The sequence below is a fragment of the Parabacteroides sp. KHUB-03 genome, assembly GCF_056640975.1.
On the sequence record NZ_CM153257.1, the window covers coordinates 2,795,453 to 2,818,824 of the forward strand.

Genomic DNA, 23,372 nt, shown 5'->3' on the forward strand with positions numbered 1-23,372 from the left:
TATCACCAACGCACCGGCGAAGCCTCCGTACACCTACAAAACCATTACCGGAGTAGCTGCAGCCATTTTGTAGGCCTACAAAACCATTACAGACGCGCCGGCAACCATTTCGTACCCCTACAAAACCCTTGCCGGAGCTCCGGTGATACCTCCGTACACCTACAGAGCCTCTACAGAACGGATTTCTCAATTTTCAACCTAATATTAACTCTTTAAATTCAAAGTTATGGAACAAACAAAAGCGATCAAAACCCGCTACCTTACGACCGGTTTCCTGATAATGCTGGCAATGCTGCCTGCATTGACCGCATGCAACGACGACGATGACGGACTGGAAAAAGACCCCACAGCAGGACACACCCTGACACTTACGCTCAAAACCGGCGTAGAAGCCATACCGGAGACGAGAGCGCTGATCCGAGAAGCAGCCCCGGAAAGCGAAGCCGCGCAAGCTGGCTTCTACTACGAACTGGTATCGAGTGATACTGACAGTTGTTCTGCGGATATGCCTTCCACCAAAGCGCCAACAACGCTGAAGAACGTCTACGCCCTCCTTTTTAAGAGTGACGGAACGTTCAACGGCAGAGCCAACATCGGAACCATGACGGCAAACACAGACAAAGTAGTAACCTTTACAAACGTGGCAGACCCGGCAGCAACAAGTTGCCGACTGGTGATTGTAGCAAACGACAATGCGGCAACAAACAACTACGCCAGCACGGGAGGAACAGGAAACTTTGCGAACTTCACAGGAAACTATGCCGCCTTTCAAGCGCTGGTGATGACGAACACGATCAGTTCGGATGCAGACGTACCCTACGCCGGAACGGCAACGGCCAATCTATCATCCGGTTCTTTTGATGGCGTTGTTTCTGTCTCATTATACCGCACGCTGGCGAAAGTAACGGTAGTGAATCAGACCTTCTCCATACCCTATACCTCACAAGGCGGAGGAAACATACCGCGCACAGGAATCCAACTCGTAAACGCAGGAAAAAAGTGCTTCGGAACAAAAAACAACTACGACGGAACAGGAAACAACACAAACCCTGTTGGCATAGAAAACTCCACCTCCCTAAACACAAACACCGCAACCTGGTATGTAGGAGAGAATGTACAATCCGGCTACTCGGCTACTAACGCCACCGAAAGAAACAGGCTGAAAGCACCCGATGCTGCGAGGGTAACGCTGACGGGAAGCAAAACCCTCGCAACAGACGATGCCTACACATGCCACTTCGACGTCTTTATGGGCAAAAGCAGCGATGTAAGCGACTTCTCGCTACGCCGACACACAAACTACACGCTGACAGTAAACGTAAACAATTCACTTGAATTTATTAGAAACTATGTAACGAATAGTAGTGGCAACCTATATTACAAGAATGACGATCCCCGGATATGGCACAGCGTGGCTTCTGTATGGATATCGGTTAATCAACCGTTGGCTACGGCTTATAAGTCAGCTCAGTCTGACCTTACAGCTTACCCTCCATTCAATTACGATGGTGGCATTTCTTCCACAACGGGTTCCGATTATATGGGCGTTTCTTCTACCGCTACTGTAAATACGCCTTATTCTTTCGAGGTTGAAAAGACTGAACGTGGCAGTGCTTCTACTCATCAGCCTGCTACTGATTATTGTAAAGGATTAGGTACAGGTTGGCGTGTTCCTACTTTTATAGAGTTAAAAGGTATGTATCAGAATAAGGCGGCATTGGAAGCAACAAGCGGCTTCGCTGCGTTCCTCATCAGCTACACCTACTGGAGTAGTTCGGTCTACAATGGCAGTGCCGGCATACGCTGCGGACTGGGCTTCAACTATGGCAATTACGATTACTACTACACGAGCACCGGCAATGGGTATGTTCGCTGTGTCCGGGATATCTGATCAATGGATAGAATATGGCTTTAGCCTGGTTTCAATTGCCGTCGGTTTCAACCGACGGAGGCAGTAGATTCTCCCCTTTCAAGGGCTTTAGCCCAACCGGAAAGAAATTTGGCTAAAGCCAACAGGAATGTACATCCTTTAATCCGTCCACTAAAGTAGACGGCAACCGAACTTAGGCTAAAGCCAACAAAGAGAACCTTCTTTAAGCCGTCCGCTGAAGCGGACGGTAACTAAAACCAGGCTAAAGCCATTACATAGCAAGGGAACATCCGGAGTATTTCGCTGTGTCCGGTAATGGCTTCTTTTGACACGCTCCGTTGCTGTTAGTGCGGCATAAGCCCCATCTTTTCGGCCCTTTCCAACATGAATAAACGGGCGGCTTCGTACTCGTTAGGGATAATACCATCCAGGATAGCATTCTTTATAGCCTCCTTAATCACTCCTACCGGCTGCGAAGGCGGAAGTCCAAAGGTATTCATGATCTCTTCGCCCGATACCGGTGGCTGGAAATTACGGACACGGTCTTTCTCTTCTATTTCTGCAAGTTTCTCCCTTACCAACCGGAAGTTTGCCAGAAAGCGGCGTACTTTCTCAGGATTCTTGCTCGTTATATCGGCTTCACACAGCTTCATTAAATCATCAATATCGTCGCCGGCATCAAAAAGCAAACGGCGGATAGCAGAATCGGTCACCTCGTCGTCCGCCAAGGCAATAGGACGCATGTGCAGGCTAACCATTTTCTGGACATACTTCATCTTCTCATTCATCGGAAGCTTCATTTTCCTGAAAATACCCGGAATCATACGTTCGCCTATAAAATTATGGTTGTGGAATGTCCAGCCCAAACGATTGTCGAACCGCTTTGTTGCCGGCTTAGCTATATCATGGAAGATGGCACTCCATCGCAACCATAAATTATCCGTGGTCTTACTTAATCTGTCCAACACCATTAAGGTATGTGCAAAGTTGTCTTTATGTCCGATACCTTCTTTCGTCTCCACTCCCTTTAAAGCACATAATTCGGGAAAGATAAGAGGTAAAAGCCCGCACTTGTCAAGCAGATCGAAACCAATAGAAGGCTTTGGAGAGAGCACTATCTTATTAAGCTCATCCACTATACGTTCTTTCGAGATTATCGAAATCCTGTCTTTATTACGTATAATAGCATCAAATGTATCGGGATAAATAAAGAAGCCCAGTTGAGTAGCAAAACGTACGGCACGCATCATCCGCAATGGGTCGTCGCTAAAGGTGATGTCCGGGTCGAGTGGCGTACGGATAGTTAAGTCGTCCATATCATCCAGTCCTCCGAAAGGATCAACCAACTCTCCATACCTGTCTTTATTCAGGCAAAGGGCTAGAGCATTAATCGTAAAGTCGCGTCTATTCTGGTCGTCTTCCAGTGTCCCGTCTTCCACTACCGGTTTACGGCTGTCATGGCTATATGATTCTTTCCGTGCACCAACAAATTCCAATTCCAAATCGCCACATTTAACCTGGGCTGTCCCGAAATTCTTAAACACAGACAGGTGCGCCCCGCGCCCTAACTTTTTTGCAACACTCTTTGCCAGTTCTATTCCGCTGCCAACAGCAACGACATCTATATCTTTAGACGTGCGGTTCAGATAAATATCTCTCACATAACCACCTATTACATACGCTTCGACACCTAATTCATCGGCCGCTTCCGAAATAATGCGGAACGGTTTTGCCGAAATATGTTTCAATATATCTTCTTGCTCTATATACATATATGTCAATAAAATGGTACAAAGATACGCAAATAATCAGACATATTTTCTGTAAGTTTGCAACTTGAAATAAAATCAAAAGGAGAATTACAGATGAAAAAGACAGCCGTTTGCATAGCACTAGCTGCTCTCACTTTAGCAGGATGCAACGATACGGAAAAAAAAGCACAAGCCCATTTGGATAAAGCACGTGCCATGTACGAACGTAACGAATTGTTCTCTGCCAAGAACGAAATAGACAGCATACGCGCCAACTATCCCAAAGAATATAAAATACTAAAAGAAAGTCTCGCATTAATGCGCCGGATCGAATATAAAGAGGCCGAACGCACGCTTGCCTTCTGTGACAGCATGATGCCTGTCAAACAACACGAAGCCGACAGCCTGGCCAAAAAATTCACTTTCGAGAAAGACAGTGTCTACGAAGAAATAGGCAACTATATATGGAAACAGCAAACGATAGAACGTAACTTGAAACGTTGTTATATCCGTTGCGGTGTAAACGAAAAAGGTGAAATGTATCTGGCAAGCGTCTATTTCGGCAGCCGCCCGATAGAACATACCGGGATTAAGCTCAGTACTAAAGACGGTATGTTTGCAGAAACAGCTTCAATACCATACGATGGCGGAGTAAACTACCGTTTCCAGGATCTGGGCAATACAACGGAAGTGGTTACTTATAAAGGCGATAATGGCATCGATGCTGTAAAATTCATCTTTACAAACGAAAAAGAACGGATCAAAGTAGATTATACGGGAGGAAAGCCATACGTCATCTATATAGCCGATGGAGACAAGAAAGCCATCGTGGAGACTTATAATCTGGCTACCGTATTAAGTGACATTGAGAACATGCGTAAAGAAACGGAAAAAGCAAACAAACGCATGAGCTACCTAAAGAACAAGCTGGATAAATCGTAAACCTTTGCAGATAAATGCAGACCGTATTGATATAAAGTTAGCATCTGAATAACTGTTCATAAAAAGAGCCGTATGGCAAGCTCCCGAAGGGCTTCCATACGGCTCTACTATTTTATAGAGACAGGTAATTTATCTCACGATTACTTTCTGAGCGTTTCCGCCTTCAACAGATACAACTACGATACCCTTTCCTGCAGGCAGGGTGAAATTGTCGGAAGTAGCTGTTACAGTAGCGATAACCTGACCTAAAATATTAGTCAAAGTAACCTTCTTGCCTGTTGCATTGTAAATTGTAACATTATCCGTACCGCCGGTAATCACGATTTCAGAAACCGCAACATCTTCATTTCCGGTAGGGGCAGATGTATTATCCACAGTAAACGGAGCACCTACGTTAGACATTACAACTACATTATTAACTACGCCCACATACGGAGTATGGAAATCATTAGCACCGCTAAGCGTACGATTCAGTTCTTTCTGATTTTCCAGCAGATAACCACCATCAGAAGCAGTCTTGAAAGCAAACAAAGCAGGACTGTCGGCCATAGTCTTAATCGTATCACTTGTTATAAAGCCTGCACGGTAATAAGTTACATTGTTATTAACAAATGTCTTATTGGAATCGCGCAATGAAACCAGGTAGTAGCGGGTAGCTGCGTCTGCAGTTGCAGTTTCCGGAGCATGCAAAGCAGAAGAAACATAATACAGGCTCTTACCAGGTATTACCGTGTCTGCTTTTTCAACCCACAAACTAAAGTTATCGGCACTATAATCAGCCTTTAAGATTTCCTGGCCTTCGTTCTTAACTTCGGCATAGAAATTCAGCGGATTCATTGTCAGATATTTTCCATTTGTACCAATTTGCTTATGATTGTTTCCAAATGAAGCATATTCGGGAGCATCTACGGCAGTAAAATCAAAGTATGCAACCTTATCAGACAAAATCAGATTTGCATTGTTGATATCCAAAGATACGAAATCAGCGCCTGTAGTCAATTTATACTTGCCACCTTCCAAAGCGGTTACAAATGTAAATGTAAGAGCTTTACCTGCCGTAGAAGTCAGTACCAAACCTGTATTGTCAGGTTCTACATTGTTGGCTACAGAATCGTTAGTAAACTGCTGAGCCAATTTATAAGTAGCCGTATACAACTTATCACCTAAGCTGGTTGCACCCGTATTTTCACCTACATTAGGTATAGAATCCTGTACAATAGCAACTTTAAATGCAATTGGAGTTTCTGAGCTGCCTGCTTTAGCACGCAACATAGAATCTGCTGCAAATACCGGCAAATTACCAACACCCAAACCGGCAACAGCACTTAACTGATATCCGTTATCTGCAATTTCGGAAACTGTAAAATGACGAACACCTAAGAATTTATCATCAAAGTTTATATCTTTCTGATATACAAATGTGATAGAATCGGTTCTGCCTGAAATAGTATATGTATTAGCCATACCTTGTACCGGGAAGATTTCTTTGTTCATTCCGAAATCGGTACCATCATAACGGCTACCAACACTATATTTACCATTGTTCTCCAATACATACCACTGTCCTTTAGCCTGGAATGCAGACAAAGAATCGGCAGACATCATAGGAACAGAAGCAGAAGTAGATACCCAATACTCACCTGCAGTATTCAAACCGGCACTCTTCAGATAGTAAACACCTGTTCCTGTAGGAATAGTAGAAGGCGTACCTCTTTTAACAGTAATCATAGGTGCTGTTCCTTGTGCAGGAGCAGGCGTAGTTGCCACCAAGTTTGCGACAGTCAACACTTTTGTAGAACCAACACTTGCATACACAACACGTGCAGAATCGCCTAATATTCCAATAGGACTTGCATTTACAGTAGGAGCATCTTTTACAAACATAGCCAAAGAATCATTCTTCAGGTTAATTGTAAATTTAAACTTCTGGAAGTCTGCATTACCTACTGTATGTAAACTGCTTTGAGCATAAGTTGAATCCAATGCAAAGTTTGCACCAAATACACCGGTAGCTCCAGCTATAACAGTCTTTGTTGTATCCACACCAAAGTATTTAGGAGTACCATCCGGGAAAGACTGGTCATTTTGCAATTGCAATGTCATATAGCCTTCATCTGCAGCAGTCAAGTTTTTCGCTAAGATTTCCTGGCCTGCAAAAATGTTACCACCATAAGTACCGTCAAACATCAACTGAAAGACAGAAAAGCCATTACCTAATTCTTCGGCGTTAAGCTTCAAAGAAGCAGGAGGAAGCGCAACAGTAAAGTTTGATGTAGATGCAGAAGACAGTTCTAAATCACTACCATTTACATATAGCGCCATTAGCTGATTATTTCCGTAAGAAGCCTTAATGGCACCTCCATCTGTAAATAACCACTTATCAATACCAGCAGCCAAATTAGGCACTGCATCTGCAGAAGCAGCAAAAGACAACACGGCTTGGGTTGCCTTATTGGTAAACTGGTAAGCAGTACCGCCAATTGTTGTGCCCGCATTCGTTATTTGCCATAAAGCCGAGTCAATCGAAGCTTTTGTTGCAGTTGCAAGATCAATAGTCTTAACAATCACAGAGTCAGCCTTGTCTCCACTCAATGCCAAATAGTTACTACCATCTTGTAAATAATAGTAGTTTCCGGCCGTCCATTCGGCAGGAGGCACAGAACCTTGCGCATTAGCCGTGAATACGCCTGCAACCATAAGTGCAGCCGCAGCCAAAAGAGTACATTTTTTGTTCATATACATATAGATTTTATTTATACAATCAACCTCTAAACAAGAAGCTTTACAAAAATGTTCTCGATGTGAGCTGCGTTAACAGCAATTTAGCGACTTATAACAAATAGGAGAATTGATGCAAGGTTTGCTATATGCACAAGCAGAAAAGCCCCACCGGAAAACCGGTGGGGCGAATCTATGAATAGGATAAACCTATTTAGTTTTCAATTATTTTACAACAGCCTTAACAGCAGCTTCACCTTCTACAGCTACGATTACAACACCCTGAGGAGCAACAATCACTTCACTGTCTGAAGTTGCAACTATTGTAGTCTTCTGACCTAATACGTTAGATACAGTTACAGCCTTACCAGCAGCACCGTAAACAGTTACGTTACCTTCGCCGGCTACTACACTGATAGTGTTAGCTTCTGTTGATTCGTTGCCGGTTGGAGTATCAACAACCTTAGTTGTGAATGGAAGAGCATTTTCTGCTGAAACAAGGACTAATTTACCATTATCCTGTTTCATACATTGACCGTTTGCTGCTTCAATCAACATTTCACCGTCTGTAGGAGTTGCACGGAATGCAAATACGGCTTTATTATCAGACATCTTTACTGTATCAGGATCAGCAGTCATATCTTCGCGGTTGTAAACCAACAATGTATCTTTTGCCAAACCATATTGTTTTGCAAGGATGAATTCCAACTTACCATCTTTATTTACATTCAGATAGTTAGCCATTACATCACCAGATGTTTCAGACTTCAGTTCCAAACCTGCTGTTGTCATAAGATAGAACAACGGTTTCTTTGGATCTGTTACTTTTGCTGTATCTACGAACAATGAATAAGCTGCATCCAATTCTGATTCTGATTTCAATACCGGTTCAAACTTATCGTTCATACCGATCATCAATGATGTATTTTCTGTAGAAGTAAACTGCATATGAGCAGATGAATTCTTTGTTACATTTACATAATCAGGAGCAGCAGGAGTTACAATCTTGAAGTAACCGGCAACTGTTGAACCATATTTTACAGGAACCATTACACCTGCACTTGCAAATGATACTACAGAATCTTTTGATGTTGTTAAATCATCATATTTAACAGGAGCAGTAGTATTAACATTAGCCATAATCAATTCATATTCTCCGGCATTCTTTGTGGCACGGAAGAATACTGCAACTGAATCCTGGTCTACCGTCTGGTTTGTCTTCATCATACGGAAAGTCTTAGGATCGTTTGCGCTGGAAGCATGCCAGTTATAACCTAATACTCTCTGGTCGCCAAACTGTTCTTTCAACAAATAAGCAGAACGTTGCAAATCGTCAGCTCCGAACTTACTATCTGTTGCACCATTTGCAGAAACCAATTTGAACTTCATTGCATCAGCTTCTTCCATATCCTTAGCATTTACTGCACTGTCACCGGAAGCAACATATACATAAGCGCTAGAACCCAGAGGAGTCACAACCTGTAACTTAACAGAAAGGTTTGCTAATTCATCAGCTGTAAAATGTTTGTAACCAAGATACTTGTCAGCCTTAACTTCATCTTTAATAGCTGTCAATTTAACTGTATCACCATTTTGCATGATATAGTTACCGTCTAATGCATAAACAAATGCATTGTTATTAGTTGTATTCTTATTATCTCTATTAATAAACTGATAACGACCGGCACCATCTTTCTTAACAGACCACTGTGTAGCAGGAATCAAATCTGAAATTTCATCTGAATACTGAATAGTTGATCCAGTCAATAATGCTGTCCAATATTTATCATTGTTGTCTTTAACAGCACCTTTCACAACTTGTACATAATATGACTTTGTTACATCGATGTCAGCCTTTGTTCCAGAACCTAAAGTAACATAAGGAAGAGCATCTATATTAGCAGCAGGAGAAGTTGTTAACACTTTTGTACCTGCACTACCCAGATAACCCCAAGCTACATTTGATTCTATCGTAGCTGTTTTATCTGCTGTAGTAGTAGCAGTATTAGTTAAATCTGCCGTATTAGCTTTGATAATCAAAGAGTCACCAGCAATACGACCTGTATTCACTTTAATTGCAAACAAATAAGTTGCTAAAGGACGGCCAGCAGCAGCAACTGTATCAACAGGTGTACCTGCTACAGTTCCATAAACAGCAGAACCAAACGCCGAGTGTCCTAAGGTGTCTAATACAAATTTAAAACCTGCACCAGCATCCCATGTAGCTGCACCTTGTGTCTTATGTTGAACTGTATCTGCAACGATAAATAATGTATCTGTTACAAGTTTTGTTCCATAGTAGTTCTCGTTTGTCCACTTAGGACCTTCTACAACCTGAAGCATAATTGAATCGCTTGCAGCAGCATTTCCGGCAGATTTACCTTCTGCACTACTACCTGTAAAATCAACAGCTTTAATTTTGTATTTTGTGAATACATTATCAGACAAGTCATTACCAAATGCCAGCTTGAAATAACCATTGTTCTGATTATTCAATTCTTCTGCTGTTAATTGGATATCAGCAACTTCTGTAGCTGTCCAGTTCGTAGCAGATGCATTCTTCTGAATCTTTACAACACCACCAACAAGATCCATTGAATAGATATCGCTACCAATCTTAGCTTGGATAGAACCGTTATCAGTAGTTTTCCAACCCCACTCTGTAATAGGGTCTTTGTCTGTTACAATAGCATTACCTGCTTTAGCCGGCAAATTCAATTTAGCAGTAGTAGCTTTATTTTCAAAAGTAAAAACAGAATCACCTGTTGTCTTTTGAACTTCAATAGTCAGCTTCCACATAGCAGAGTCCAAAGATAAAGGCTCAGTAAAGTTACCAGCAGCAACAGTCATGACTTTAATACTGTCTTTTCCGTCACGCTTGTCAGCAGCAAGATAACTTGAACCACTTTTAATGTGATAGTACTTATCAGCAGGAGCCAATTTAGCCGCAATTTCACTTCCTGGAGCGTACTGTGCGCTTGCTGATAATCCACCGGCCATCAGAGCAATGGCCAAAAGAGTAGAAAATCTCTTGTTCATAATTCAAATAATTTATATTAATACTAAGTAAATAAGTTCTTTAATCTAAAAATATCCCTCACATCAAAACATACCAAGGGATGTAATTCATCTAATCTTGCCAACAAAAGTAAGCATTGTTTTTATATCTGCAATCCATTTCTTGTGTTTTTTTCTCTTTTAGTATACTTTCTTATCAACAAAACAACATAGTGTGTACGAAATTGTCGATTCCTTATACAAAACACTCAACAGTGGTGTATTTAAGCGGATATTCCAATATATAATATAATGTACGCGCATGTACATATCTTTATATCCAAATCATCGGGATCATTTTTTGAAATCATCGGGATGATATTGAAAAATGATCCCGATGATTTCTTTCTGAGAAAATGAAAAGCCCGCAATCAAGAGACCACGGGCTTAAAATCGTTCCTTTTATAACCAAATAATACTAAAGTAATAAAATAAAAGCCCTGAAATATCTTTTATCAGACAGAATGATTTACTTCTGCCGATTATATATCTTTTAAACTTTGATACACAAAGATAAATCTTTTCGATCATCTATAGGAAAAAATCTATTCGATCTAACCAAGTCTATTGGTTTATGAACAAAAAGATTCATTTCGAGTACATATCCCTCAATCTTTCGCCTGATGTACAGTAAGCTGAGGGAATGGGAATCCAATACCTTCGGCATTAAATGTTGCATAAATAGCCTGATTTATATCAAAATAAACACCCCAATAATCAGCACTCTTCACCCACACGCGTACAACAATATTTACACTGCTATCTGCCAATGCCGTTAATGCAATAAATGGAGCTGCCGGATCAGACAATATACGCGAATCTTTAGCCAAGACAGATTCTATTACGGACTTTACCTTCTCAAAATCGCTTCCATATTCAACTCCAAAAGTCCAATCTACACGGCGGCTTGTCTGATGACTAAAATTTGTCACTACCCCACTGCTTAACGAACCGTTTGGAATATAAATTATCTTATTATCAGCAGTAGACAGAACCGTATGGAAAATTTGTATCTCTTTCACCGTTCCCCCGACATTCTGAGCTTCAATATAGTCTCCTACTTTATAAGGTTTAAAAAGAAGAATAATTAAACCGCCGGCAAAGTTTGACAAATTGCCGCTCAGAGCCATACCGACTGCAACACCGGCAGAAGCAAGCAAAGCTGCAAACGATGTTGTTTGTACTCCCAATGCTCCTACAACCGAGATAATTAACAATATCGTAAGAACAACATTTACTAAACTACCGACAAATGTCTTAACAGAAAGGTCGATATCACGTTTATTCAATATCCGGCGAACCAACTTATTAATCAAATTAATAACTAACCGGCCAACTATAAAAACCAAAAAAGCTTTTATCAGTGTCCAGCCCAAAGTAGATCCTTGTTCAACAAGAGACCTCAAAGCAATTTCCAGCTTCGTAGCAGTTTCTGTAGCATCTAATAATAACATATCCTTTAAATTTAATTCTTATACTATATTTAACTCTTAGCGAATAAAATTATTACAAATTGTAGCAAAGGTATAAAGTTTTTTTATTCCAGCTAAAAGATTAATTTATTATGTAGATTTGCGGCAAATCAAATAACAGATTAAACATAATAGAATGAGAATCCTTAGCATATTTGCAGCTCTATTCTTACTTGTAGGCAATGTCTACGCCCAAACATACGAAGAATACATAAAAAAAAGCTATGACTTCCTGGATAAGAACGATTTAGTATCTGCTGAAGAAAGTCTGAAAGCGGCAATGCGTTTAGAACCAGGAAATCCTACCAACTATGCACTGCTTTCAAATCTGGGAACAATTCAACGCAGGCAAGGTAAATTAGAAGAGGCTCTCACTTCATATTCCGCCGCATTGAGCCGCCAGTCTAAAAATATAGGAATTCTGGAAAATCGAGCTTCCTTATATTCCGAATTGGGAGAAACTGAGAAGGCGTTGAACGATTACACAACCCTTCTGCTTATCGATCCAACCCACCAGGAAGCTCTTTATTGCCGGGGATTACTTTACATACAATTAAAAAACTTCATTTGGGCAGAACAGGATTTCGACAAAATCCTGGAAGTAAACGAAAAGTCTGTACGCGGCCGTCTTGGGCATGCGATCCTTGAAAAAATGCGCGGCAATTATGATGAGAGCGAACGCATATTCAACTATCTGATTAATGAAATGCCCCGCGACTGGATTTTATACGAAGGCCGTGCCGACCTTTACTTTATGATGGGGAAGAATGCACGCGCCATGGCTGATATAAACCGGGTGTTTGTTGAAAGTACTCCCAGTGCTGCACTTTATGTTTTGCGAGGTAAGATAAAACTATCCCAATATGAAAAAGAGCCGGCTGCTCTCGACTTCCAAAAAGCATTAGATATGGGTTACGATAAGGCTGTGATTGAAGAGTTAATGAAAATGACAAAATAAAATAATGGCGGTGCGTTCACTAATTCCGACTTTTGACACACCGCCATTTCCAAATCCCTATTTTTAATTACTGATTCGTTCGGCAATCCAGTCTCCTACTTCACTGGTAGAATATGATTTGCCATTCTGTGAAATATCTTCCGTCACCACACCGGCATCCATAGAGGCAGCGACAGCCTCACGGATCACTTTTCCTTCTTCCATCAGATTGAAGGCATATTCAAACATCAGGGCGGCACTCAGGATAGTAGCCAACGGATTAGCTATATTTTTTCCGGCTGCCTGCGGATATGAACCGTGAATAGGTTCAAATACAGATGTATGTACACCTATGGAAGCCGAAGGAAGCATACCTAACGAACCTGTTATAACAGAGGCTTCATCCGTCAGGATGTCGCCAAACATGTTTTCAGTAACCAAGACATCAAAACTCTTTGGCCATTGGATCAGACGCATAGCTGCATTATCCACAAACATATATTCCGTCTCCACATCCGGAAATTCTTTTTCTATCTCTTGTGATACCTGGCGCCATAAACGGGAAGTAGCCAAAACATTAGCTTTATCTACAACAGTTACTTTTTTACGGCGTTTCTGTGCATACTGATATGCCAGACGTACAATGCGTTCAATCTCTTCGCGAGTATAAATACATGTATCATAAGCCGTGTTGCCATCTTCGCTACGTCCTTGCGGGCGCCCGAAGTACATACCTCCGGTCAGCTCACGGATACACATAAAATCTGCACCTTCCACCAGATCGGCACGAAGGGGCGATTTATGGATCAAGGAAGGGAATGTTGTCACCGGACGAATGTTTGCAAACAAGCCCAGCTTTTTACGCATAGCCAGCAAGCCCTGCTCCGGACGAACCTTTGCAGACGGATTATTGTCATACTTAGGAGAACCGATAGCTCCGAAATAAACCGCATCACTCTGCATACACAGTTCGTGTGTTTCATCGGGGTACGGATTACCTACCGCATCAATAGCACAAGCACCAACCAATGCCTCCTTATAACTCAAATCATGTCCGAACTTCCGGCATACGGCTTTTACAGCTTTCATGCCTTGTTCTACTATTTCGGGACCAATCCCGTCTCCTGCCAATACAGCAATATTCAATTTCATTACGTTAGTATTTTGTTATTCTCTTTTGAAATATTCATACTTAGGCTCTGTAGGAACATAAGAATCATCATCCCACAAAGAACTTGTAATCATCAGGTCCGCACTGTAACGGTTACAAGCGATAGGTACATTATGAACACGGCATTGGCGAAGCAACATTTGAATGTCTGCTTCATGTGGCTGTGGATTCAGGTCGTCAATCAGGAACACGGCCAAATCTATTTCTTTGCGAACTACCATGGCTGCGATCTCCGCATCACCCCCCAAAGGACCGGAATGCATCCGTGTCATATCGATTATAGCCCCGGTTTCTTCAAGTGCCTTTTTAACAAGACCGCCCGTAGTTCCGGTACAAACCAAATGATGATGTGACAGGTATGTAGCATTGTGAACTGCCCATTCAACCATATCCGCCTTACGATTATCGTGCGCTACAAGTGCAATAGTTAACCTTTTCATAATACCTATAATTTTAATTAGACAATTTAGCCTTCTATTTTATTCAGCATCTTCAGAGTTGCTTTGATGGCTGCTTCCGTTTGGTCTGCATCCAATCCGCGTGTCTTAAAATCTACCCCGGCATAATTCCAACTAATGACAGTCTGCACAAAAGCATCGGTACGCCCACCGGGTGGAATCGTTACAGAATAGTTCGTCAGCATCGGAAACGGCCGTCCAAGATTTGCATAAATGCGACGTAAAGCGCGTACAAAAGCGTCATACTGACCGTCGCCGGAAGCCGATTCTTCATACGCCTCACCATCAATCTCTATCTTCAACGTTGCAACCGGTTTCAGTCCCTGAGCCAAAGATAAAGAATAATTCAATATCCGTATCTTCTGATCTGCCATCGCATCATGATGCAACACATCACTAATGATATACGGAAGGTCTTCAGGAGTAACCATCTCTTTCTTATCTCCCAGTTCGATGATGCGCTCGGTAATCTTCTGCATGGCTTCTTCATCCATATCGATCCCCAGGGTTTCAAGATTCTTACGAATATTTGCCCTGCCGGATGTCTTACCCAATGCATATTCGCGAACACGCCCAAAACGTTCGGGAAGCAGTTCGTTACAATACAGATTATTCTTACTATCCCCGTCTGCATGCACGCCGGCGCATTGTGTAAAAACATTCTCGCCTATAATTGGTTTATTGAGCGGGATATGTACACCCGAATAAGTCTCGACCAAACGGCTCACATGGTTAATACGTTCTTCGCGGACACTGCTCACTTCATCCAACTGGTCTTTAAGCATTGCCACCACACTGCTGAGCGGCGCATTTCCGGCACGTTCGCCCAAACCGTTCACTGTTGTATGGATGCCGCGAATGCCGGCACGAATTGCAGAATAGACATTCGCCACTGCCAGATCGTAATCGTTATGCGCATGGAAGTCGAACTTCAACTGAGGGTAACGATCCACCATCATTTTACAATATTCGAAGGTATTACCCGGATTCAACACGCCCAGCGTATCAGGCAGCATAAAACGGCAAATAGGCAAATCCATCAGTCCGTCTATCAATTGGAATACATAATCGGGGGAGTTCTTTATCCCATTCGACCAGTCTTCCAGATAAATATTTACATCGATATTCCTTTCGGCAGCATTCGATACGACCGAACGGATATCGGCAATGTGCTGTTCGGGGGTCTTACGAAGTTGCTTGGTAACGTGCTTGTAAGAACCTTTGCAAAGCAGATTCATCACACGGCAACCGGCAGAACCGATCCAGTCGAGCGAAACCGTCCCGTCAACAAAGCCCAGCACTTCAAGTTGTCCCAGCCTTCCGGCACGTTCCGCCCAGTGGGCTATTTCTTTGACCGCCTCAAACTCTCCATCCGAAACACGGGCGGAAGCAATCTCTACCCGGTTGACACCAAGTTCGACAAGCAGCATTTTTGCAATGCTCAGCTTTTCGCGTGCCGAAAAAGAAACGCCCGACGTCTGTTCCCCATCCCGGAGAGTTGTATCCATTATCTCTATCATATATCAGTTTCTATTTACCGGACGCAGACTGCGCAGATAACGCAGACAAACGCAGATTTATTTATTTTCGTTCCTGAATATTTTACGTTTTACCTGAGGGCGAAAACCGAAGTTTAATAAAAGACCAACTTCCATTTTCGTTGCTTTTAGATAATTCAACAATTGGGATTCATGTTCCGAACATAATTCATTCACGGCTTTTAATTCCAGTATAATATGGCCATTTACAATAATGTCTGCCACGTACTCTCCCACCAAAGAACCCTCATAATACACATTAATCGGGTATTGCGCTCTACAATCGAGTCCTTGTTTATGCAGTTCAAAGAACAGAGCATTCTGGTATACGCGTTCCAGAAATCCATATCCTAAAGAACGATACACTTTATAAAACGCACCAATTATCTTGTCCGTCTCTTCTTTAAATAAAAAATCTGCGTCAGTCTGCGTGTTCTGCGTCATCTGCGTGCCCTTTCGTAGGCTTCTATTTTAGACTGGTTGGCCAGGAGATAATCGATGTCGTCCAGGCCATTCACAAGACAGTCCTTTTTGTAAGCATTGATGTCGAAGTGCTCACTATGGCCGGTGGCATTGTTGGTAATGGTCTGCCGAGGCAAGTCTACCGTCAGTGTCACTGCAGGATCTGCCCCTACAGAAGCAAAAACTTCGGCAAGGAACTCCGGTGATACAACAACCGGCAAAAGGCCGTTGTTCATAGAGTTATTTTTGAATATATCGGCAAAGAAGCTGCTAACAACCACGCGAAAACCATATCCGCTTATCGCCCATGCGGCATGTTCGCGGCTCGATCCGCTACCAAAGTTCTTTCCGGCTACCAGTATCTGCCCCTTATAAGTATTCTGGTTTAGCACAAAGTCGGGATTAGGGTTGCCTGCTTTATCGTACCGCCAGTCACGGAAAAGATTGTCGCCGAATCCTTCGCGTGTGGTTGCTTTCAGAAAACGGGCGGGAATGATCTGGTCTGTATCCACATTTTCCAAAGGCAGAGGAACGCAGGTTGATGTCAGGATGCTTATTTTCTCTTTCATTATATTTATCTTTTATGTTTTACTATCTTATTTCACCTAAGATTAAATCATTTCCCATATTTTGATTTAATCTTCTGCCAAATCTCTCGGATCTGTTATACAGCCGGTAACTGCTGCTGCCGCTGCAACCAGCGGCCCCGCCAAAATCGTACGTGCGCCGGGCCCCTGACGGCCTTCGAAGTTACGGTTGGAAGTAGAGACGGCATATTTTCCGGCCGGCACTTTATCTTCATTCATAGCCAGACAAGCCGAGCAGCCCGGTTGACGGAGTTCGAAACCTGCCTCGTTCAATATTTTGTCAATACCCTCGGCACGTATCTGACGCTCCACCATCCAGCTTCCGGGAACCAGCCAGGCAGTTACATTATCGGCCTTCCTTCTTCCTTTCACCAAAGATGCAAAAGCACGGAAATCTTCAATACGGCCATTCGTGCAGCTTCCCAGAAAGACATAATCTATTTTCTTTCCCAGTACAGGTTCTCCAGCAGTAAATCCCATATAGTCCAACGATTTTTTATATGAAATACGACCGGTTTCATCTATTTTTTCCATAGCCGGAATGTTTTCACGAATGCCCATGCCCATGCCCGGATTGGTTCCGTATGTAATCATAGGTTCTATATCTCCGGCATGGAAAACGATCTCTTTATCGAATCTGGCATCGGCATCACTATAAAGTTTACGCCATTCGGCAAGACTCTTTTCCCACGCTTCGCCACGCGGAGAAAATTCGCGGTCTTTCAAATAAGCAAACGTTACGTCATCCGGAGCAATCATACCACCACGGGCACCCATCTCGATAGAAAGATTACAGATTGTGAGGCGTTCCTCCATTGTGGTATTGCGAATGGCCTCGCCGGCATATTCCACAAAGTAGCCGGTAGCACCTCCGGTTGTCATCTTACTTATGACATAAAGGGCGAAATCCTTAGCCGTTACGCCCGGTTTACGTTTTCCGTCAATGGAGATACGCATTGTTTTAGGTTTGCGTTGCATAATACATTGGGTTGCCAGTGTCATCTCCACCTCACTGGTTCCGATACCGAAAGCAATAGCTCCCAAAGCACCATGGGTAGAAGTATGCGAGTCGCCGCAAACCAATGTCATTCCCGGTTGGGTAAGTCCGTTTTCCGGACCTACGACATGGATAATACCGTTTTTAGGATGCTGCAAACCGTAATAGGTCAGGTTAAAATCCTTCGCATTCTGTTCCAGCGTATCAACTTGGTTCTTGGAGACTGGATCGTCTATTGGTTTATCCTGATTCAGAGTCGGAATATTATGATCCGGCATGCAGGTAATCTGTTCAGGCCGGAAAGGTTTCAGTCCACGGGCTTTTAATCCGGCAAATGCCTGCGGGCTGGTTACTTCATGGCAGTACAATCTGTCAATATATAACTGGATGGTTCCATCGGGCAGCGTGTCTACGACATGCTTTTCCCAAATCTTTTCAAATAATGTCTTGCCCATATCTTGATTCTGTTATTATTCTACGATAAATTTATTAATTGCATCTACAAAAGCTTCCACCGAAGCAGCTATAATATCAGTATTTGCAGAAAAGCCGTAATAAATAGAACCATTGTATTCTACCTGCATGTGAACTTTTCCGGTATCGTCGCTACCTTTACTTATTGCCTGAATAAGAAACTCCTGTATTGTCATATCGCTATTACTGATAGCTTTTTTCACCGCTTTGATACCTGCATCGACAGGACCGTTCCCGGCTGCCGCCTCATAGCGCTTAACGCCCGACATATTCAAACAGATACTGGCAACAGACTGTACACCTACACCGCTTGTTACTTGCAGATAATCCAGTTTGATACGGTGGGTAGCCGTACGGTCTTTACCTACCAGCATCAGCACGTCATCATCATTTATATCTTTCTTGCGATCGGCCAGTTTCAGAAACTCTTCGTACGCTTTATCCAGCTTTTCCTGGTCAAGTTCCACTCCTAAAACATGCAGACGATTCTTCAAAGCAGCACGGCCGCTACGGGCGGTCAGTACGATAGCATTATCGTCAATACCAACATCTTTCGGATCTATGATTTCATACGTCTGTACATTTTTCAGCACACCGTCCTGATGGATTCCCGATGAATGTGCAAAAGCGTTACGGCCTACTATTGCTTTATTAGGCTGAACCGGCATATTCATCAGGCTCGAAACCATGCGGCTTATTCCATATATTTTAGATGTATTGATATTGGTAACGATTTCGCGCTCTTTGTGGCTTTTAAAAATCATGGCGATCTCTTCCAGTGAAGTATTTCCCGCACGTTCGCCAATGCCGTTGATTGTGACTTCCACTTGGCGGGCGCCATTCAATACGCCCTGTACGGTGTTAGCTGTTGCCATGCCTAAATCGTTATGGCAATGTGTAGAGATAATGGCATTTTGAATACCGTCTACATGTTCCATCAGGTATTTGATCTTCGCACCATATTCATCCGGCATGCAGTATCCTGTTGTATCAGGTATATTGACAACAGTAGCTCCTGCTTTGATAACCGCTTCTACTACACGAGCCAGATATTCATTGCTGGTACGTCCGGCATCTTCACAATAAAATTCAATATCTTCGGCATATTTCTTTGCATACTTAGTAGCGGCAATGGCACGTTCGAGTATCTCATCCTGATTGGAGTTAAACTTATATCTGATATGATAATCGGAAGTTCCGATACCTGTGTGAATACGTCCGCGCTTGGCAAACTTCAAAGCTTCTGCAGCTACTTCTATGTCTTTTTCAACGGCACGGGTCAATGCGCAAATAGTAGGCCAGGTAACAGCCTTGGATATTTCAACCACACTTTTGAAATCACCCGGACTAGACACAGGGAAGCCAGCTTCTATCACATCCACTCCCAACATTTCGAGAGCTTTGGCAACCTGGATCTTTTCTACTGTATTTAACTGGCAACCCGGGACCTGCTCCCCATCCCGTAATGTTGTGTCGAAAATGAATAATCTGTCTGACATATTATTATCGTTTAATGTATTAATATCTTACGTTTGTCCGCTAAAACTAAAAAAGCCCTTCTCACAAGGAAGTGAGAAAGGCTCTTTTATTTATTTATCATGCCCGGCAAAGCATACAGTCTCACTTCCTATCCCGTTCCCAGAGTAGAATAATAGATAGAGAAATAATGAGACTATTTTGTATGTTCCGTGTCATTTCTATTTCTGTTTAATGATGCAAAGATACAGTCTTTTTTTTAACCACAAAATATAATTCGATATTTTTTGATTAATATTACTTATAAAACGTAAGATAAACCCTATTACAACAATCAAATCATCAATACCCAATCGTATCACGCCCGGTTACCAGATATTGCATATAGTCATTATACAATTTCACAGTAGGCTCACCTCCCGGTTGAGCAGTCTGCCAACTGGCATTCATCAATCCGGTATAGGCATAACAGCAAACTTTCTCGAAATTGTCAAGCATCAGCAAATCATGCACCACCTGATCTATCGGACGAGGATAAAGCGCATTTTTCTCACCAAAAAGGAAGACTTCCATATCCATCCAAAGATGGCTACCGGCTTCGTCACAATAATTCTGGAGGATTTCTGCGACTTCTTTTCCTGTATAGTCTCCTTCCGGCATACGATGGAAACCAAACGGACAAAGAATATCCAAGTTGGCAAGCAGTTTCGGGTAATAACCGTTCGAGCTCTTAACATCGTGGCAGTTGGTAGCCAGCATCACAGGTTTATCCGGAGCCAACGAACGGGCATAAGCTGTAAACTCTTTAAAGAAATGTACCAACTCATCCCGGCGTTCATCATTCTCACCCAAATAACCTCCTACCTCATTCGAAATATACCATCCGTAGAAGGACTTATGGTGTCCGTACATCTCCCATAATTCTTTTGCCACTTTCTTAGACCAATCCAAAGAACCTTGCGTGAAATCAAACCAGGCATAACCACCCACACCCAGAAATACTTTCATGTTCAGTTTGTCGGCTTCATCCAAAACAGACTCCAACGGCTTATCTGCAGCTAAATCTTTCCAGGCAGGATAGTTAGGAGATTCTTTACCGAAATTAGTATGATTCAACAAGGAATCACCTTCTTTCTTCGGATATACTTTAGACTCATAGTAAGGGAATCCGGTATAACCTGTTTTATCCATATCATGCTGACCTACATATTTCTGGTTACGGAAAAGTTCCTGTATTACCACAATATCCATCTCTATATCATGCATACCCTTCATCATTTCTGCCCATTGTGCATTTGTCAACTTGATAATATCCTTGTTCCAGAAATGTCCCTCGTTCTCGCACCAGTGATAAAACTCGAACCAACCACCATCTATCCGGCGTGTAGAACGTATTTTGGAGTCGATAATAGTCAGAGGTTCAATCATTGTCTTCACTTCATTTCCCGATTCAGCCACCAGAATAATGTTGCGGTTACCTATATACTTCTCAGTATCCAGCCAGAAACGGACACCCGTATTTCCTCCTGCAGGAACTTTCTTTTCTTCAGTATGCAAACAAGAGGCTTTATCTACATTATCCATATAGACAGAGATTTTGTACTTCCGGTCAGCTGGTGATTCATTCCAAACAGCACCCCGGATATCAAGTTTTACATTCTTGGTAATAGGAGATGGAGGTATTAATGTCAGACTGGCACGGGTGTCTTTCGATACACCTGCAGTTTGATTATTGGTACTGCCGGTACAGCCTGCCATCGCAAGCAGTACCAGCATAATAATACATTGTAACGTTTTCACTATGTTTTTCATATTAAAATCTTTTTCCTATAAGACACATGTATCCCCGCACATACTTACAGGAACCACTCATTTCTTATTGACAAGGCAGCTCATGAACTACTTTCTGATCCGTATAAAGAATTGCATCCGTCATCCAGATGTCAGCTCCTTTCACAGGATTTATCCATTTACATTTAACAGTGTAGTCGCCTTTCGGAAGATCGTAGTTGAAATAAATTTCACGTTTCCGGTGATCGAAGAACTTTGGCATCTTGCTTGTATCAACAAGTTTATCGTTCAAATAAATTTCAACTTCTGCCACATAATCTTCAGGGGCTGTACCTTGCAACCAACCTTTCAGCACTAAAGCCGTACCATTATAATGCAGAGAATCAAAAGCGGTAATTGACTTATTCAACGTTTCTTTACTCAACAAATACAAACCTTCAAAACTCACTTCCAAACGAACCGGCTCCGGCTTCTGATAGGCAATTGTTACCATTTCACCATCTGTCTTACCTCCATTTTTTTCAATCTCGGCAAGTGCATGTTTCATACTCAATTCATATGCTTTGTTCAAAGAGATTGTTGTATGAGAGAAAGGAGTATCAACAACAGGGTCCAATGCCTCAGTCCAACAGGTCGGAATATTACTATATCCTAACATCGTACCCAAGATACCGGCTGCTGTAGAAGGATTGCAATCCGAATCCTGACCGGCACGTGTCGATATATCCATTGTCTTAAAGAAATCGCCTTCACCATACAATAAACCTAATGCAACATAAGCCGAGTTCATCTTTGCTTCTATGTCAAAAGGAACCTGAATACCATCCGGACAAGAAATTTCTTCACCCCATTTCTTTTCAATCTCAAACCAAGTCTGTTTCCAATCATTCGGATATTGCTTATGCCAATTAATGACATCTGTTATACATTTATAAAATTCGCTTTCCTGAGGTATTGTCTTCAAAGCTTCACCTACTATGAAATTAATGTCATTGCTTACATACGCCAAAGAATACATGGCAGCCACAAAAACGCCACCATACCAACCGTCTCCATAAGACATAATATGTCCGGTACGGTCACAAATATCTGCAGCTTTATTCGGCATACCGGGCGTCATTACTCCGGCGAAGTCTGCTTCAATCTGAAAATCTATACAATCGGCATGTGGATTATTTTTCCAATGCCCACAGGCCGGAGGCATTAATCCGTTAAGCAAATTATACCTTGCTATCTGATTGGCATGATCCAAAGGATAACCGGCGCGAAGGAAAGCCATAGCAAACGAATCTGCAGGTGCATCCGAACCGTATTTATCAATCACATCAACGAATGTAAGATCTACATAGACATCGTCGTAAAGACCAGGAGCCGTATCATACCATTTTTTTACTTCTCCTTTACTCCAAGGAATAGGAATATAGTCTTGAATCATGGTCCCCACATAACGAAATTCGGTAGGCCCGCCATAGGTACAACCGATAGTCTTACCGGCCCAACTTCCCTTTACCTTATCGAACAGTTGTTCTTTGGAAAGAGTTAAATTCAATTCCGGCTGTTTCTCGGTTTTATTACAACCAAGCAGAGACAGAGCAAAACATCCGGCAACAACAAACAATTGTGCTTTCATAAAATTAATAGATTTAAAATAGAGTGAGCTAAGTAACGTAT

The 23,372-nt window shown here is 42.3% G+C and carries 16 protein-coding genes; 3 read left to right on the plus strand and 13 right to left on the minus strand.

All coding sequences use genetic code 11. From position 1 onward, the window contains the following. Positions 1 to 226: 226 nt before the first annotated feature. Positions 227 to 1,891 carry an Lcl C-terminal domain-containing protein gene (locus ACYIB7_RS12025; RefSeq protein WP_480337193.1) on the plus strand — a complete coding sequence of 555 codons (1,665 nt, stop codon included), beginning with the start codon at positions 227 to 229 and terminating at the stop codon, positions 1,889 to 1,891. 323 nt (positions 1,892 to 2,214) lie between these two features. On the opposite strand, the gene ACYIB7_RS12030 is transcribed toward ACYIB7_RS12025, so the two are convergent. Continuing rightward, positions 2,215 to 3,642 (minus strand): CCA tRNA nucleotidyltransferase, encoded by a 1,428-nt coding sequence (locus ACYIB7_RS12030; protein WP_099464200.1) that lies wholly within the window; start codon positions 3,640 to 3,642, stop codon positions 2,215 to 2,217. Positions 3,643 to 3,735: 93 nt separating this feature from the next. Between ACYIB7_RS12030 and ACYIB7_RS12035 the strand changes: the two genes are divergently transcribed. After that, a complete protein-coding gene (locus ACYIB7_RS12035) occupies positions 3,736 to 4,563 on the plus strand; it encodes a hypothetical protein (RefSeq protein ID WP_103982644.1) in 828 nt (275 codons plus the stop codon). A gap of 129 nt (positions 4,564 to 4,692) precedes the next feature. On the opposite strand, the gene ACYIB7_RS12040 is transcribed toward ACYIB7_RS12035, so the two are convergent. From ACYIB7_RS12040 to ACYIB7_RS12050, 3 genes are all read right to left on the minus strand, one after another. Next, positions 4,693 to 7,299: a DUF6383 domain-containing protein gene (locus ACYIB7_RS12040; RefSeq protein ID WP_480337196.1), complete on the minus strand. Its 2,607-nt coding sequence runs from the start codon at positions 7,297 to 7,299 to the stop codon at positions 4,693 to 4,695. Between the two features lie 207 nt (positions 7,300 to 7,506). Next, on the minus strand, positions 7,507 to 10,320 hold the full coding sequence (locus ACYIB7_RS12045; protein WP_480337197.1) for a DUF6383 domain-containing protein: 2,814 nt from the start codon (positions 10,318 to 10,320) through the stop codon (positions 7,507 to 7,509). 626 nt (positions 10,321 to 10,946) lie between these two features. Then, positions 10,947 to 11,792: a mechanosensitive ion channel family protein gene (locus tag ACYIB7_RS12050; RefSeq protein ID WP_099464203.1), complete on the minus strand. Its 846-nt coding sequence runs from the start codon at positions 11,790 to 11,792 to the stop codon at positions 10,947 to 10,949. Between the two features lie 154 nt (positions 11,793 to 11,946). On the opposite strand from ACYIB7_RS12050, the gene ACYIB7_RS12055 reads away from it, so the two are divergent. Further along, entirely contained in the window at positions 11,947 to 12,768 is an 822-nt protein-coding gene (locus ACYIB7_RS12055; protein ID WP_099464204.1) for a tetratricopeptide repeat protein, read from the plus strand. A 63-nt stretch (positions 12,769 to 12,831) separates the two neighbouring features. Here ACYIB7_RS12055 and leuB read toward each other — a convergent pair whose 3' ends face one another. The 9 genes from leuB to ACYIB7_RS12100 all read right to left on the minus strand — a co-directional run bounded on the left by leuB (position 12,832) and on the right by ACYIB7_RS12100 (position 23,331). Continuing rightward, a complete protein-coding gene (gene leuB / locus ACYIB7_RS12060; protein ID WP_099464205.1) occupies positions 12,832 to 13,899 on the minus strand; it encodes a 3-isopropylmalate dehydrogenase in 1,068 nt (355 codons plus the stop codon). Between the two features lie 15 nt (positions 13,900 to 13,914). After that, a complete protein-coding gene (locus ACYIB7_RS12065; protein WP_099464206.1) occupies positions 13,915 to 14,358 on the minus strand; it encodes a methylglyoxal synthase in 444 nt (147 codons plus the stop codon). Between the two features lie 26 nt (positions 14,359 to 14,384). Then, positions 14,385 to 15,896 carry an alpha-isopropylmalate synthase regulatory domain-containing protein gene (locus ACYIB7_RS12070; protein ID WP_200817941.1) on the minus strand — a complete coding sequence of 504 codons (1,512 nt, stop codon included), beginning with the start codon at positions 15,894 to 15,896 and terminating at the stop codon, positions 14,385 to 14,387. A gap of 57 nt (positions 15,897 to 15,953) precedes the next feature. After that, the gene (locus ACYIB7_RS12075; protein WP_103982642.1) at positions 15,954 to 16,358 is read right to left on the minus strand and encodes a GxxExxY protein; all 405 of its coding nucleotides are present in this window, start codon (positions 16,356 to 16,358) and stop codon (positions 15,954 to 15,956) included. Further along, complete coding sequence (gene leuD / locus ACYIB7_RS12080) at positions 16,355 to 16,945, minus strand: 3-isopropylmalate dehydratase small subunit (protein ID WP_480337200.1); 591 nt, start codon at positions 16,943 to 16,945, stop codon at positions 16,355 to 16,357. The genes ACYIB7_RS12075 and leuD overlap by 4 nt, the downstream gene beginning before the upstream one ends. 66 nt (positions 16,946 to 17,011) lie before the next feature. Continuing rightward, on the minus strand, positions 17,012 to 18,415 hold the full coding sequence (leuC, locus tag ACYIB7_RS12085; protein WP_480337202.1) for a 3-isopropylmalate dehydratase large subunit: 1,404 nt from the start codon (positions 18,413 to 18,415) through the stop codon (positions 17,012 to 17,014). Positions 18,416 to 18,430: 15 nt separating this feature from the next. After that, positions 18,431 to 19,933 carry a 2-isopropylmalate synthase gene (locus tag ACYIB7_RS12090; RefSeq protein ID WP_099464210.1) on the minus strand — a complete coding sequence of 501 codons (1,503 nt, stop codon included), beginning with the start codon at positions 19,931 to 19,933 and terminating at the stop codon, positions 18,431 to 18,433. Positions 19,934 to 20,252: 319 nt separating this feature from the next. Then, entirely contained in the window at positions 20,253 to 21,722 is a 1,470-nt protein-coding gene (locus tag ACYIB7_RS12095; RefSeq protein ID WP_480337204.1) for a DUF4434 domain-containing protein, read from the minus strand. Positions 21,723 to 21,786: 64 nt separating this feature from the next. After that, on the minus strand, positions 21,787 to 23,331 hold the full coding sequence (locus ACYIB7_RS12100; protein ID WP_103982638.1) for an ADP-ribosylglycohydrolase family protein: 1,545 nt from the start codon (positions 23,329 to 23,331) through the stop codon (positions 21,787 to 21,789). Positions 23,332 to 23,372 lie beyond the last annotated feature (41 nt).

What these genes read in the sequence shown, in the direction of transcription:
- ACYIB7_RS12065 (WP_099464206.1), bottom strand. Translation starts at nt 14,358, where the DNA reads ATGAAAAGGTTAACTATTGCACTTGTAGCGCACGATAATCGTAAGGCG.
- ACYIB7_RS12095 (WP_480337204.1), bottom strand. Translation starts at nt 21,722, where the DNA reads ATGAAAAACATAGTGAAAACGTTACAATGTATTATTATGCTGGTACTG.
- ACYIB7_RS12050 (WP_099464203.1), bottom strand. Translation starts at nt 11,792, where the DNA reads ATGTTATTATTAGATGCTACAGAAACTGCTACGAAGCTGGAAATTGCT.
- ACYIB7_RS12030 (WP_099464200.1), bottom strand. Translation starts at nt 3,642, where the DNA reads ATGTATATAGAGCAAGAAGATATATTGAAACATATTTCGGCAAAACCG.
- ACYIB7_RS12055 (WP_099464204.1), top strand. Translation starts at nt 11,947, where the DNA reads ATGAGAATCCTTAGCATATTTGCAGCTCTATTCTTACTTGTAGGCAAT.
- ACYIB7_RS12025 (WP_480337193.1), top strand. Translation starts at nt 227, where the DNA reads ATGGAACAAACAAAAGCGATCAAAACCCGCTACCTTACGACCGGTTTC.
- ACYIB7_RS12100 (WP_103982638.1), bottom strand. Translation starts at nt 23,331, where the DNA reads ATGAAAGCACAATTGTTTGTTGTTGCCGGATGTTTTGCTCTGTCTCTG.
- ACYIB7_RS12075 (WP_103982642.1), bottom strand. Translation starts at nt 16,358, where the DNA reads ATGACGCAGAACACGCAGACTGACGCAGATTTTTTATTTAAAGAAGAG.
- ACYIB7_RS12070 (WP_200817941.1), bottom strand. Translation starts at nt 15,896, where the DNA reads ATGATAGAGATAATGGATACAACTCTCCGGGATGGGGAACAGACGTCG.
- ACYIB7_RS12035 (WP_103982644.1), top strand. Translation starts at nt 3,736, where the DNA reads ATGAAAAAGACAGCCGTTTGCATAGCACTAGCTGCTCTCACTTTAGCA.
- ACYIB7_RS12090 (WP_099464210.1), bottom strand. Translation starts at nt 19,933, where the DNA reads ATGTCAGACAGATTATTCATTTTCGACACAACATTACGGGATGGGGAG.
- leuD (WP_480337200.1), bottom strand. Translation starts at nt 16,945, where the DNA reads ATGAAAGAGAAAATAAGCATCCTGACATCAACCTGCGTTCCTCTGCCT.
- leuC (WP_480337202.1), bottom strand. Translation starts at nt 18,415, where the DNA reads ATGGGCAAGACATTATTTGAAAAGATTTGGGAAAAGCATGTCGTAGAC.
- leuB (WP_099464205.1), bottom strand. Translation starts at nt 13,899, where the DNA reads ATGAAATTGAATATTGCTGTATTGGCAGGAGACGGGATTGGTCCCGAA.
- ACYIB7_RS12040 (WP_480337196.1), bottom strand. Translation starts at nt 7,299, where the DNA reads ATGAACAAAAAATGTACTCTTTTGGCTGCGGCTGCACTTATGGTTGCA.
- ACYIB7_RS12045 (WP_480337197.1), bottom strand. Translation starts at nt 10,320, where the DNA reads ATGAACAAGAGATTTTCTACTCTTTTGGCCATTGCTCTGATGGCCGGT.